Source organism: Massilia litorea (genome assembly GCF_015101885.1).
GTDB classification, from domain to species: domain Bacteria; phylum Pseudomonadota; class Gammaproteobacteria; order Burkholderiales; family Burkholderiaceae_D; genus Telluria; species Telluria litorea.
Window position 1 is genome coordinate 3,327,006 of record NZ_CP062941.1, and the last position, 12,281, is coordinate 3,339,286.

General features: G+C 66.1%; 12 protein-coding genes. 2 read left to right on the forward strand and 10 right to left on the reverse strand.

The window, feature by feature from the left end; translation table 11 throughout:
- Position 1: 1 nt before the first annotated feature.
- The 10 genes from LPB04_RS14980 to LPB04_RS15025 all read right to left on the reverse strand — a co-directional run bounded on the left by LPB04_RS14980 (position 2) and on the right by LPB04_RS15025 (position 9,273).
- Positions 2–2,230 carry a xanthine dehydrogenase family protein molybdopterin-binding subunit gene (locus LPB04_RS14980; protein WP_193685333.1) on the reverse strand — a complete coding sequence of 743 codons (2,229 nt, stop codon included), beginning with the start codon at positions 2,228–2,230 and terminating at the stop codon, positions 2–4.
- Positions 2,227–2,715 carry a (2Fe-2S)-binding protein gene (locus LPB04_RS14985; RefSeq protein WP_193685334.1) on the reverse strand — a complete coding sequence of 163 codons (489 nt, stop codon included), beginning with the start codon at positions 2,713–2,715 and terminating at the stop codon, positions 2,227–2,229. Before LPB04_RS14985 ends, LPB04_RS14980 begins: the two co-directional genes overlap by 4 nt.
- A 124-nt stretch (positions 2,716–2,839) precedes the next feature.
- Positions 2,840–4,180, reverse strand: a complete 1,341-nt coding sequence (locus LPB04_RS14990; protein ID WP_193685335.1) for an erythromycin esterase family protein — start codon at positions 4,178–4,180, stop codon at positions 2,840–2,842.
- Positions 4,181–4,184: 4 nt separating this feature from the next.
- Positions 4,185–5,384: an SRPBCC family protein gene (locus tag LPB04_RS14995; protein ID WP_193685336.1), complete on the reverse strand. Its 1,200-nt coding sequence runs from the start codon at positions 5,382–5,384 to the stop codon at positions 4,185–4,187.
- 72 nt (positions 5,385–5,456) lie between these two features.
- Entirely contained in the window at positions 5,457–6,164 is a 708-nt protein-coding gene (locus LPB04_RS15000; protein WP_227496420.1) for a phosphoribosyltransferase, read from the reverse strand.
- A 39-nt stretch (positions 6,165–6,203) separates the two neighbouring features.
- Positions 6,204–6,713: an Hsp20/alpha crystallin family protein gene (locus LPB04_RS15005; protein ID WP_227496421.1), complete on the reverse strand. Its 510-nt coding sequence runs from the start codon at positions 6,711–6,713 to the stop codon at positions 6,204–6,206.
- A 157-nt stretch (positions 6,714–6,870) separates the two neighbouring features.
- Positions 6,871–7,710 carry an S-formylglutathione hydrolase gene (gene fghA, locus LPB04_RS15010; protein WP_193685337.1) on the reverse strand — a complete coding sequence of 280 codons (840 nt, stop codon included), beginning with the start codon at positions 7,708–7,710 and terminating at the stop codon, positions 6,871–6,873.
- A 164-nt stretch (positions 7,711–7,874) separates the two neighbouring features.
- Positions 7,875–8,459 (reverse strand): chromate transporter, encoded by a 585-nt coding sequence (locus tag LPB04_RS15015; RefSeq protein WP_193685338.1) that lies wholly within the window; start codon positions 8,457–8,459, stop codon positions 7,875–7,877.
- Entirely contained in the window at positions 8,456–9,031 is a 576-nt protein-coding gene (locus LPB04_RS15020) for a chromate transporter (protein WP_193685339.1), read from the reverse strand. The genes LPB04_RS15015 and LPB04_RS15020 overlap by 4 nt, the downstream gene beginning before the upstream one ends.
- A gap of 65 nt (positions 9,032–9,096) precedes the next feature.
- The gene (locus tag LPB04_RS15025; RefSeq protein ID WP_193685340.1) at positions 9,097–9,273 is read right to left on the reverse strand and encodes a hypothetical protein; all 177 of its coding nucleotides are present in this window, start codon (positions 9,271–9,273) and stop codon (positions 9,097–9,099) included.
- 180 nt (positions 9,274–9,453) lie between these two features.
- Here LPB04_RS15025 and LPB04_RS15030 point away from each other — a divergent pair, with 180 nt between their 5' ends.
- On the forward strand, positions 9,454–9,669 hold the full coding sequence (locus LPB04_RS15030) for a hypothetical protein (RefSeq protein WP_227496422.1): 216 nt from the start codon (positions 9,454–9,456) through the stop codon (positions 9,667–9,669).
- A 441-nt stretch (positions 9,670–10,110) separates the two neighbouring features.
- Positions 10,111–12,246: an ATP-dependent helicase gene (locus tag LPB04_RS15035; RefSeq protein ID WP_193685341.1), complete on the forward strand. Its 2,136-nt coding sequence runs from the start codon at positions 10,111–10,113 to the stop codon at positions 12,244–12,246.
- Positions 12,247–12,281: the final 35 nt, after the last annotated feature.

The following is a 12,281-nucleotide window of genomic DNA, read 5'->3' on the forward strand; positions in this document are numbered from 1 at the left end:
ATCAGCTCCAGCTCAGGTCGGTCTTGCTGAGCGGTAGTTCGCGCACGCGCTTGCCCGTCGCGGCGAAGATCGCATTGCATACTGCCGGGGCGAGCGGCGGCAGCACCGGCTCGCCCAGGCCCGTGACCGGATAATCGGTCTTCAGGAAATGGATGTCGATCCGCGGCGGCGTTTCCGGCATGCGCAGCAGCTTGTACTCGTGGAAGTTGCTCTGCACCACGCGACCGCCTTCGATGTTCAGTTCCGGGTGCAGCAGCGTCGACAGGCCGTCGATCACCGAGCCCTGCACCTGGTTCTCGGCGCCGGAGAGATTCACGATCTGGGCGCCGATGTCGGTCACCACGACCACCCGGTCGACCCTCAGTTCGCCCGACTTCGAGACCGTCACCTCCGCCACTTCCGCCACATAACCGCGATGGCTGAAGTGGAAGGCGACGCCCGCGCCCTGGCCGCGCGCGAACTGCTTCTTGCCCCAGCCGGACTTCTCGGCCACTTCCTTCAACACATTCCTCATGCGCACGACGCTATAGGGCTGTCCCCGTTCGCCGGTGCCGGGAACGATGTCCTTCTCTCCCAGCAGTTCCAGGCGGAATTCGATCGGGTCGCGCCCGCCCGCATGGGCCAGCTCGTCGATAAAACTGTGGAAGACCCAGGAAAACACATTGCTGCCCGGCGCACGCCACGGTCCCATCGGGATCCGGCATTCGAGGGCGGTCTGCTCGAGCAGGCAGTTGGCCAGCCAGCGTCCCGGGAATTCGTCGCCGGACAGGCTGCCGCCGCTGCCCGGCTGCAAAATGCTCTTGCCGTCGCGCTCGATGCGGTTGGCGAAGGTGACGAAATGGTTGTGCCAGGCGACCAGCTTGCCCTGGGCATCGACGCCGCCCCGCAGGTGGTGGAAACCGCCGGCGCGGAAATGGTCGTGCTGCAGGTCGTCTTCGCGGGTCCAGGTCAGTTTCACCGGCGCCTTGACCCGTTGCGCGATGGCCGCGGCCTCGACGATGAAGTCCGAACTGAGGCGCCGCCCGAAGCCGCCGCCGCTACGGATGATGTGGAGCACGATCTTTTCCTTCGGGATGCCGAAGGTCGCGCTGATCAGGGCCTGGCCGGCGCCCGGGTTCTGGGTCGGCGCCCACAGTTCCAGCGTGCCGTCCGCCGGCTTGAACAGGGCGGTGCAGTTCTGCGGCTCCATGCTGGCATGCGAGATGAAGGGATAGCGGTAGCTTGCTTCCACGGTTTTTGCGGCACCGGCCAGGGCCGCGCGCACGTCGCCGTCCTGGCGCAATACCGTCGTGCCCGGCTTGCCGGCGGCGGCCTCGGCCTGGGCTGCAAAACCGGCCCAGCTGTGGCCGGCGCCGGCGCCTTCGTCCCATGTCACTTCCAGCGCACGGCGCGCCTTGAACGCCGCCCAGGTCGAAGTGGCGACGATCGCCACGCCCGGACGCAGGCCGTTCAGGTTCCCGGTGCCCTCGACGATGAAGGCATCCTTCACGCCCGGCATGGCCTTGATCGCCGCCAGGTTGGCACTGACCGGCTTGCCGCCGAACACAGGGCATTTCGCATACACCGCGTACAGCATGCCCGGCAATTGCACGTCGATGCCGAACAATGGCTTGCCGCTGACGATGGCCGCGTTATCGACGCCGCCGACGCGGGTGCCGAGCAGGGTGTAGGTGGCCGGGTCCTTCAGCTGGACCTGGGCAGCGTCCGGCAGCGCCAGTTGCGATGCGCTTGGCACCAGCGCGCCGTAGCCGAGCTTGCGGCCGCTGGCGGCATGGTGGACGGCGCCATGAAGCGCGCGGCATTCGGAGGCCGGGACACCCCAGGCCTGGGCTGCCGCCTGGACCAGCACCGTGCGCGCGGTCGCGCCCAGGCGGTGGAAATCGTTGTAATTGGTCGGCGTCGAGGTCGAGCCGCCCGCGCCCTGGCTGCCGTAGGCCGGGTTCAGGTCGCCCTGGACGACGCGCACGTCTTTCCAGTCGATTTCGAGCTCTTCGGCGATGACCATGGGCAGCGAAGTCTTGATGCCCTGGCCGATTTCCGGCTGCTTCGATATCAGGGTCACGACGCCGTCGCGGCCGATGCGGATGAAGACGTTCGGCGCGAATTCTTCGGCCGGCTTGCCCGCGTTCTGTGCGGCCAGCACGCCGCCCGGACCCATGCCGATGACGAGGGCACCGGCGCCGGCGGCCCGCAGGAAGCCGCGGCGCGAGGAAGACAGGGGCGCGTTCATGCCTTGCCCTTTCCGTGTTTCGCGCTCTCGGCGATCTCGGCGGCGCGGTGGATGCCGGCGCGGATGCGGGTATAGGTCGCGCAGCGGCACAGGTTGCCGGCCATCGCTTCGTCGATCTGGGCGTCGGTCGGTTTCGGGTGCTGTTTCAGGAGGGCGCAGGCGCTCATGATCTGGCCCGACTGGCAGTAGCCGCACTGCGGCACATCGAGTTCCTGCCAGGCGAGCTGCAGCGGATGGCGATGGTCCCTGGCCAGCCCTTCGATGGTCGTGATCTTCGCCTTGCCGATGTTCGACACCGGCAACAGGCAGGAACGGGTCGGCGCGCCATCGATGTGCACGGTGCAGGCGCCGCACTGGCCCGCGCCGCAGCCGTACTTGGCCCCGACCAGCCCGAGCGCGTCGCGCAGCGCCCACAGCAGTGGGGTGTCGGCTTCGACATCGACCGCCTGCCGCTTGCCGTTGATGTTCAGCGTGTATTTACTCATCCACTTTCCTTGCCTTGCCTGGTGATAAACCCGAGCATCGTATCAAAAGGCGGCAGGAAAGCGGTGGCGTGAGGAAAGTTTATTGTTGGAGAATTGTTGCGGATACCCGTCCATGGAGACAGTCTTAAATCCCCTCCGGATACGTCTCCGGCGGCTCGCCCGAATGCCAGCCGCTGGTTGCGTCGAGCGGCACCAGTGCTTCGGTCTGGTCGATGTGGATGATGGCATCGAACTGCTGGGCCAGCTGGGCCTTGAAGTAATGGCTCTGGCGTTCGGTGCGCGGCAAATACAGCACACCGATCGCCCGTTCCAGGCGCTCCTCCTGCAGCAGGCGGCGCGCGGGGCCCTCGTCGCGCAGGTTCAGGTAGTAGCGCGGCAGGCCGACATGGTGCAGCAATTCCTCGTAGCTGCCGGACATGCCGGGACGCACGCGCTTGCGCTCGGCCGGGCCGTCCCACTCCGAGGCCGCCGTCACATGCCCCTCGTAGGTCGAAAAGCCCACCAGGCAGGTCTGGCCCGGGTAGGCCTTGCGCACGAGTTCGCCCACATTCCATTCGCCCAGGTTCCCCATATGGGTGGCGCGGGCGTCGCCGATGTGGGAATTGTGTTCCCAGACCACGATTTTGGCGGGCTCGCCGCCCTTCGACAGGTGGCGCGCGAGGGCGTCGAGCGTCTCGGCCATGTGGCTGTCGCGCAGGTTCCAGGACGAGACCCGGCCACGGAACATGGTCCGGTAGTATTCCTCGGCGTTCTTCACCAGGCGCGCGTTCTGCTGGGCGTAGAAAAAAGCGTCTTCGCTGGAGGCGCCATCGGCATGCATGTAGTCGAAGGCGCGCTGCTGCAGTTCCTGCAGCTGGGTCAGTACCCCTTGCTGGCAGGATTCGGAGAGGCCAACGCCGGTGGCGTAACCATAATGCTGGCTGTCTTCGCCGTAATGGTCGAAGCAGGCATAGCGGCGCCGGGCTTCCTCGGCGGCGGTCGGGTCGACCTTGTCCAGGTAATTGAGGACTTCGCGTACCGAGGTGAACAGGCTGTAGAGGTCGAGTCCGTAGAAGCCGACCTTCGGCCCCGCCCTGACCCCGGCATTGTGGGTGCGCAGCCAGTCGATGAAGGTGGCGACATCGGCGTTACGCCACATCCAGGCCGGAAAGCGTTCGAAGCCGGACAGCGCGGCATCGGCGTCGGCGTCCAGGCCTTCGCCGCGTACGTAGCGGTTGACACGATAGGCATCGGGCCAGTCGGCCTCGACCGCAACTGCGGTGAATCCCTTCTCGCGGATCAGGCGCTGGGTGAGGCGCGCCCGTTCCTCGTAGAACTCGTGGGTGCCGTGGGTCGCTTCGCCGATCAGCACGAAGCGGGCGTCGCCCACGAGATTCATCAGGGCGTCGTAGTCGCCCGGTCCACCGGAGAGCGGACGGGCGGCGGCCGCCAGCGCGGCCGCGCTGATGTCGATCGCGGCCGTCATGGCGTCAGTGCAGGAAGCGGCTGCCCGACTTCTCGCGCTGCGCCGCATCGTGCGGAATCTTGCCGCGCTCGATGTATTGCTTCATGCGCGCCAGGTCATCGTCCATCTGGCCTTTCGGGTCGGACCCGAACAGCGAGGCCAGGCCATGGCCGATGGCGCCGGCCGGCGGAGAGTAGGACAGGCGCACGGTGACCCGGGTGCCGCCCCGGTAGGGCTCGAACTCGACCGAGCCCGCATTCGGGATCTGCGCGCCCGGTTCGCTGCGCCAGGCCAGGCGCCGGTTCTTCGTCTGCTCGGTGAGCACGGAATCGAATTCGAACTGGGTGCCGGCCGGACCCTGCACGACCCAGTGCGAGCGGCGGCGGCCCATGTCGCGCACGTCGACCACATGCGACATGAAGCGCGGGAAGTTTTCGTAGTTGCTCCACATGTCGTACACCTCGTCCGGCGAGGCGTCGATGCGGATCGATTTTTCGAGGTCGATGCTGCGCCCGCGGCCGCTGCCGAGCAGCTTCGCCAGGGCCGAACCGCCGCCGCCACTGCTGCGTGCGGCGAGCGCGAGCGCGCCCAGGGCAACTGCGGCGCCCACCGGCGAGCGGCGGAACAGCCCGATCAGGCCGAGCACGCCGCCACCGACCACGGCCGGGTTGCGCAGCAGGGCAGACAGGTCGTCGCGGTTCTCCAGGTGCAGGGCCCTGGCTGCGCTGCCGGCGGCATTGCTGGCCATGCGGCCAAAGCGCGATGCGGCGGCACTGGCGCTGCTCGATGCGTCGTCGAGCATGCGCGATGCGCCGTCGACCGCATCTTCATAGCTGCGGCGGGCCGAGCCGTTCGGCTTGGCCGACTCCAGCATGCGGTTCGCGCGCGAGCCGGCTTCGTCGGCATATTTGCTTGCGCGCGAGCTGGCTTCGTCGACATATTTGCCGGCGGTGTCGCTGGCGTCCTCGAGCATCTCGCTGGCGGCGTCGCCGGCCTGGCGGGCCGCCTTGCCGATGCGCTCGCCAATGCCGTGCCAGGCATTGCCGAGCGCACTGCCGGTACGCGTACCCGCGTTGCGCAGCGCCGAGGTCGAGGTGGCGCGTCGTGCGCTGCCGCGGTCGGGATCGAGCATGTACATCAGCAGGGCGCCTGCGGCGGCTCCGCCCAGCAACTTGACCAGATCGCCTGCTTCGATGCTGCTGTCGGTAGTGGTGGTGTGTCGCATGTTGTGTCCTTTCTGTTGGTTGCTTCAGTTGCCAAAAGCGCCTGAATACCCGAAGGCGAGCTCCAGGGCGCTCTAGGGTTGCATGCGGGGCGTGCGATCTGCCCCGCTGCGCCAGGCCATTGCCAGCAAGTCCTGCACTTCCTCGTCGCTCGTCTGGTCGAACGTCTCGTACCACTGGCTCACCGCGCGAAAATGCGGCGGTGCTGCCAGGCAGACCACTTCGTCGGCCACCGCCTCCAGCGCCGCGAGCGTATCGGGCGGGGCGACCGGTGCGGCGACGACGACGCGCCGGGCGTCATGCCCGCGCGCCACCTGCACCGCGGCCAGCATCGTCGAACCGGTGGCGATGCCGTCGTCGACGATGATCACCGTCCGGCCGGCCAGCACCGGCTGCGCGCGCCCGCCCCGGTAGAGGCGGGTGCGCCGTTCGATCTCGAGCAGTTCGCGCGCGGTGATCGCGTCGACCTGTTCCTGTGTCACGCCCAGCAGCCCGGGCACGCCCGGCTGCAAGACCCGCACGCCGCCGCTGCCGACCGCGCCGATGGCGTACTCGGGCTGGTAGGGCAGGCCCAGCTTGCGCACCAGCAGGATGTCGAGCTCGAGATCGAGCGTCATCGCCACTGCGAACGCAACCGGGACGCCGCCGCGCGGCAGTGCCAGCACGACCGCGTCAGGCTGGTGCGCGTAAACGCCCAGCGCTTTCGCGAGCAATTTGCCGGCCTGCGCGCGGTTCTTGAAACGGCGGACCTCGGCCATCGTGATCACCCCGATTCCGTGCATGCCAGCCGCAGCTGGCATGCGTGGATTGCGACCGCAGGCTCAGTGGATTTCAAGCCGCCGCGCTGCGCCGCCCTGTTTCTTCGGCAGCGTCAGGTGCAGCACCCCGTTTTCCAGCTTTGCCTCCGCAGCCGCATCGTCGACTTCGCCAGGCAGGGTGAAGCTGCGCATGAACTTGCGTGCTGAACGTTCAGAATACACCACGTTTTCGCCCTCGCGCCGCTCGTTTGCCTTGCGGCATTCTCCTTCGATGGTGACGCGCTGATGGTCGATCGCCACCTTCAGGTCTTCCTTCTCGACGCCCGGCATTTCGGCCTGAATTTCATAGGCTTGCTCGCTCTCGGTCATGTCCAGGCGCGGGATGCTGGTATCTCCCTGGCGCAGGCCGGCTCCCACGGTCATGGGCGCAAAGAAATCTTCGAACATGCTTTCGACGAGGCGGCCAAACCCGTCCTCGACCGTGCCGGGGCGATAGGCCGCCAGGGGCGAACTGCCTCTCCTGACGAGATTCATGGTAAGCCTCCTTTTATAATGGATGAACAAGCGCGGCATGGCGCCGCACCTGTTTTATAGGGCAGCGCAAGGGCATTTTCAAGGGTCGAAAGGGCTTCGCGAGTCCGCTTTGGGGCGGCTTTGCGGGAGGGCAGGAATGGTGCAACCAGGCGGAACTGAAAGCAGTTCCGCCGGTCAAAACGAGCGTGTGAAAGCGTCAGCCGAGCTGGCGGCGGTGGAAGCGCAAGTGGTCTTCGACGAAGCTGGCGATGAAGTAATAACCGTGGTCGTAGCCGGCGTGGCGGCGCAGGGTCAGGGGCTGGCCGGCGGCGCTGCAGGCGGCCTCGAAGGCCTCGGGGTTGAGCTGGTCCGGCAGGAATTTGTCGGCCAGGCCCTCGTCGACCAGGATGCCTTGCGGGAAGCGCACCGGACCCTCGGCCACCAGCTCGGTGGCGTCCCAGGCGCGCCAGCGCGCGCGGTCCGGGCCCAGGTAGCCGCCGAAGGCTTTTTCGCCCCAGGGGCAGCGGCTCGGGGCGGCGATCGGCGCAAAGGCCGACACCGAACGGAACAGCTCGGGCTTGCGCAGGGCCAGCACCAGTGCCCCATGGCCGCCCATCGAGTGGCCGAAGATGCCGCAGCGTTCGGCGTCGGCGCCGAATTCGCGCAGCACCAGTTCGCGCAGCTCGAGGATGTAGCTGTACATGCGGTAGTGGCGCGACCACGGCTCCTCGGTCGCGTCGACGTAGAAGCCGGCCCCTACGCCGAAGTCCCAGCTGTCGGTCTCGCCCGGCACGCCGGCGCCGCGCGGGCTGGTATCGGGCGCGACCACGATCAGGCCTTCCTCGGCGGCGACGCGCTGGAAGCCGCCCTTGATCGCGAAGGTCTCTTCGGTGCAGGTCAGGCCGGCGAGGTAGAACAGCACCGGCAGGTGTTTTCCTTCGGCGCCCGGCGGCAGGTAGACCGAGAACCGCATCGGCAGGCCGATGGCGCTTGATTCGTGCTGGTAGAAACGCTGGACGCCGCCGAACGAGGCGTGTTCGCTGAGGAGAGTAAGCATGGAAGGCTCCGGATGATCGATACCGCAAGTATGCCAGTTCGGCAAACCGGGCGCATCGCGTTGGCGCGCCTGACAAAATCGCCATGGCCGCGTTGCAGCGCCTCGCCGTACCCTCGTACTGTCTTCGGGGCCGCGCCTTGCCCTGACGGTTTTGTCAGGCGCTCCTACACGAAGCCGAGCGCTCCCAATAATGCACCGGCCCCCAGCACCCACAGCAGGTGCAGTTTCGTGCGCCAGATGACGAGGCAGCTGGACAGCGTCAGCAGCCAGAGCGGCCAGTGGTAGCCGCTGCCGCCCGCCGAACTGGCCAGGATCCAGCTGGTGGACAGCAGCAGGGCGATCACGACCGGCGCCATGCCCTGCTTGAAGGCGCGCACCGGGCGCAGCTCGCGGTTGCGGTGCCCCCATTGCGCGACCTGGTAAGTGAAGATGGTCGAGGGCAGCAGGATCCCGATCATGGTCGTCGCCACGCCGAGAAAGGCGGCGCTGGTGCTGCCGGCGTTCATGCCGACATTCCAGCCCATCAGGGCCACGAACAGCACATTCGGGCCCGGCGCGGCCTGGGCCAGCGCGATCGAATCGTTGAACTGGGCCTGGCTCAGCCAGCCATGCTGCTCGACCAGGAAGCGGTGCATCTCAGAAGTGGTCGAGATCGCACCGCCGAGCGACATCAGGGACAACAGCATGTAGTGGGCGAACAGGTTCAGCCAGTCATGCCAGGCGAGAGTGATGTGGATGGCGCCGTTCATCGCAGGTTCCTGTAAGCCAGCACGCAGCCGAGGCCGCCAAGGGCAAGCAGCACATAAGCCAGGGGAAATTTCAGCAGGGCGACGAGCACGAAGCCGATGGCGCCGATCGCCACGCACCACTGCAGGGGCACCGGATTGCGCTTGAGCGCCACCGACATCTTGAGGCCGGTCGCCGCGATCAGGCCGGCCGAGACCGCCGCCATGCCGCGCAGGGCGCCGGCCACCTGGGCGTTGCCGGCAAAGCGCGCGTGCAGGATCGCCAGCAGCAGGATCAGCACCAGCGGTACGGCCAGCATGCCGGCCAGCGCCGTCAGCGCGCCGCGCAGGCCGAAATAGCGGGCGCCGATCATCATCGACAGGTTGACGACGTTCGGCCCGGGCATGATCTGCGCGACCGCCCAGTCCTCGATGAACTCTTCGTTGCTCAGCCAGCGTTTGCGCTCGACGAGCTCGCGCTGGACGACCGCCAGCACGCCGCCGAAGCCTTGCAGGGCCAGGACGGTAAAGGCGACGAACAGGTCGAGCAGGGATTCGGGACGCGGGTGTTCGAAAGCGGAGGGCGGTGAAGTCATCCCGCGATTATCGCGCCCAGCCGGCTTTCTGTCACGCAAGCGCCCGGAATCAGCCTGTCCTCGGCTCAGCCGCCGCCGATCCCCCGCATGACGCGTCCGCTGCCGCCGCATTGCGGGCACTGCTTGCCGTCGGCCAGTTTGCCGCTGCCGGAGCAGGCTTCGCAGACGTCTTCGCCGGCGCCGGGCGTGCCCGGGGTGGCTTCGTCGCCAGGGTTCAGGTCGGGTTCGGGAGTCGTTGCCATGGGTGCCTCGCAAGTGGGTGGAGAACACGGCCATTCTAGGACGATCCCGGTACCGGTGGCGCTCCCTTGAGAAAGTCGTACGCTCAACTTTTTACACTTTTCGATAGGAAGTTGACATTGACATTCTTTTGTATTGATGAATACTCGTTAGGAAACTTCAACCTGTGAGGCGAGGTCACTATGGAGCAATCCCCAAGCGAGCAAACGGATATATCGGCAGTCATAGACGAATCCCGGACCGACGCGCGCCAGCGCCGCATCGTCGATGCCGGCATTGCGGTCCAGGACAGCAGCAATACCATGTCCGCATTCGAATACCTGCGCACACGCGATATCGACGTCCACGTCATCGAGCGGGTACTGCTGGAGCCGCACCGGCGCCGCTCCCGCTCCTGAAAGTTTCCCACAATACTGTCTTTTTGATGTCAAAGGTGCATGTTTGTTGCGCCTGGTGACCGGCATTTATACACATAAGTTGCATTTTTTTATCTTCACCGATCTTCACGGTGGTCCTGCGCATGATCTCGCAAGTCATTGATTTTTCGTGAATTCGGTGCTGCCCGCCGAACGGGCAAATTGTTGAAACCCGCATGCGGACGGGTTTTCCGCCTGTCAAGCCCCTTCTTTTCCACAAAGTTATTCACAGACTTTGTGGATATCCGGAAAAGTTCTTTGGTTACGGCTACTTAGCAGAAAAGGATCGCGTAACACGCGAGCTTCGCGCAACGCTCGTGCACGCTTTTTACAACATCGCATCGGGCAGCAAGTGCAAAATGCACTTGCGAAGCGCTACTGGACAAATGTACAGTTGCGTTGTCTTCACCTTGTCAGTTTTCCATGTCCGCTGCCGCCGCCGTCGCTGTGCCCGCTCACTCGTCCGATCCTTTGGCTGCATCCGTGCCGGCCGCTTTACCCCCTGTCGACGATCCTTTCGCCAGCCTCAATCCCGCGCAGCGCCTGGCGGTCGAGCACGACATCGGCGCAGCGGCCAGCCGGCCTTTGCTGGTCGTGGCCGGCGCCGGTTCGGGCAAGACGAATACCCTTGCGCACCGGGTGGCGCGCCTGATCATGGCCGGCGCCGATCCGCAGCGGATCCTGCTGCTGACCTTTTCGCGGCGCGCCGCCAACGAGATGACCCAGCGCGCCGGCAATGTACTGCAGAGGATCATGGGAGGCAGTGCGGGCGGCGTCGCGACGCTGCCCTGGGCCGGCACCTTCCACAGCATCGGTGCGCGCCTGCTGCGCGAATTTTCCGGGCGCATCGGCCTGGACGAATCGTTCACGATCCACGACCGCGGCGACTCCGAAGACCTGATGGGCCTGGTACGCCACGAGATCGGGCTGACCCAGACCGCCAAGCGTTTTCCCCTGAAAGGGACCTGTCTGTCGATCTATTCGCGGGTCGTGAATTCGCGCGAACCGCTCGACCTGGTTCTGCAGAGCACCTTCCCTTGGTGCTGCGAGTGGGAAGCGGAGCTGAAACGCCTGTTCGGCGCCTATGTCGACGCCAAGCAGGAGCAGAATGTGCTCGACTACGACGATCTGCTGCTGTTCTGGGCCGAGATGGCCTCGGACCCCGAACTCGGGCCCGAGATCGGTTCCCTGTTCGACCACGTGCTGGTCGACGAATACCAGGACACCAACCGCCTGCAGGCCGCCATCATCACCGGCATGAAGCCGGGCGGGGAGGGCGTGATGGTGGTCGGCGACGATGCCCAGTCGATCTATTCCTTCCGCGGCGCCACGGTGCGCAACATCCTCGACTTCCCGGGCCAGTTCTCGCAGCCGGCGCAGGTGATTACGCTCGACCGCAATTACCGCTCGACCCAGCCGATCCTCGACGCCTCGAACGCCGTGATCGCCGCCGCGCTCGAGCGCCACGCGAAAACGCTGTGGACGGACAAGGTCGCCAGCAGCCTGCCGCAGCTGGTCCTGATTCCCGACGAGGCCGAGCAGGCGCGCTGGGTCTGCAACCGCATCCTCGAACACCGCGAAGCGGGCATCAAGTTGACGACCCAGGCCGTGCTGTTCCGGGCGGCCAGCCATAGCGCGGCGCTGGAGCTCGAACTGATGCGCCGGAATATCCCGTTCGTGAAATTCGGCGGCCTGAAATTCCTGGAAGCCTCGCACATCAAGGACGTGCTGGCCGTGCTGCGCTTTGCCCAGAACCCGAACGGGCGCATGGCCGGCTTCCGGGTGCTGCAACTGATTCCGGGCATCGGCCCGGCCACGGCCACGCGCCTGCTGGACGCGATGGCCGCGGCGCCCGAAGCGCTGGACGCGGTCGAGGCCTTCACGCCGCCCTCGAAAAGCCAGGGCGACTGGCAGGATTTCGTTACCCTGTACCGGCGCCTGCGCACGCCGGGTTTGCGCTGGCCGGCCGACATCGAGCTGGTGCGCGACTGGTACTTGCCCCACCTCGAGCGCCTGCACGACGACGCGACAGTGCGCGCGGCCGACGTCGCCCAGCTGGCCCAGCTGGCGGGCGGCCACGGCACGCGCGAAAGTTTCCTGGCGGAGATCACGCTCGATCCGCCCGAGGCCACCAGCGACCGCGCCGGGCCGCCGCTGCTCGACGAAGATTATCTGATCCTGTCGACCATCCACTCGAGCAAGGGCCAGGAATGGAAGTCGGTGCACGTGCTGAATGTGGTGGACGGCTGCATTCCCTCCGATATGAGCACCGGAAGCGCCGAGGAAATCGAGGAGGAGCGGCGCCTGCTGTATGTCGCCATGACGCGCGCCAGGGAGCATCTGCACCTGGTGGTACCGAACCGTTTCTTCATCAAGCAGCAGTCGCAGATGGGCGATCGCCATGTGTATGCGGCGCGCACCCGCTTCGTGACGCCGGCCATGCTCAAGCATTTCGAGGAATGCGTCTGGATCACGGCGGACACGGCGAAATCGAACAAGCCGATGCCCGACAGTGTCCGGATGCTGGTGCGCGATCGTGCCCGCAGCGCGTGGAAGTGAGGAGGGGAAATGGCGCAGAGAATGTGTCTCAAGCT

What these genes read in the sequence shown, in the direction of transcription:
- LPB04_RS14980 (WP_193685333.1), bottom strand. Translation starts at nt 2,230, where the DNA reads ATGAACGCGCCCCTGTCTTCCTCGCGCCGCGGCTTCCTGCGGGCCGCC.
- LPB04_RS14985 (WP_193685334.1), bottom strand. Translation starts at nt 2,715, where the DNA reads ATGAGTAAATACACGCTGAACATCAACGGCAAGCGGCAGGCGGTCGAT.
- LPB04_RS14990 (WP_193685335.1), bottom strand. Translation starts at nt 4,180, where the DNA reads ATGACGGCCGCGATCGACATCAGCGCGGCCGCGCTGGCGGCCGCCGCC.
- LPB04_RS14995 (WP_193685336.1), bottom strand. Translation starts at nt 5,384, where the DNA reads ATGCGACACACCACCACTACCGACAGCAGCATCGAAGCAGGCGATCTG.
- LPB04_RS15000 (WP_227496420.1), bottom strand. Translation starts at nt 6,164, where the DNA reads ATGCACGGAATCGGGGTGATCACGATGGCCGAGGTCCGCCGTTTCAAG.
- LPB04_RS15005 (WP_227496421.1), bottom strand. Translation starts at nt 6,713, where the DNA reads ATGCCGCGCTTGTTCATCCATTATAAAAGGAGGCTTACCATGAATCTC.
- fghA (WP_193685337.1), bottom strand. Translation starts at nt 7,710, where the DNA reads ATGCTTACTCTCCTCAGCGAACACGCCTCGTTCGGCGGCGTCCAGCGT.
- LPB04_RS15015 (WP_193685338.1), bottom strand. Translation starts at nt 8,459, where the DNA reads ATGAACGGCGCCATCCACATCACTCTCGCCTGGCATGACTGGCTGAAC.
- LPB04_RS15020 (WP_193685339.1), bottom strand. Translation starts at nt 9,031, where the DNA reads ATGACTTCACCGCCCTCCGCTTTCGAACACCCGCGTCCCGAATCCCTG.
- LPB04_RS15025 (WP_193685340.1), bottom strand. Translation starts at nt 9,273, where the DNA reads ATGGCAACGACTCCCGAACCCGACCTGAACCCTGGCGACGAAGCCACC.
- LPB04_RS15030 (WP_227496422.1), top strand. Translation starts at nt 9,454, where the DNA reads ATGGAGCAATCCCCAAGCGAGCAAACGGATATATCGGCAGTCATAGAC.
- LPB04_RS15035 (WP_193685341.1), top strand. Translation starts at nt 10,111, where the DNA reads ATGTCCGCTGCCGCCGCCGTCGCTGTGCCCGCTCACTCGTCCGATCCT.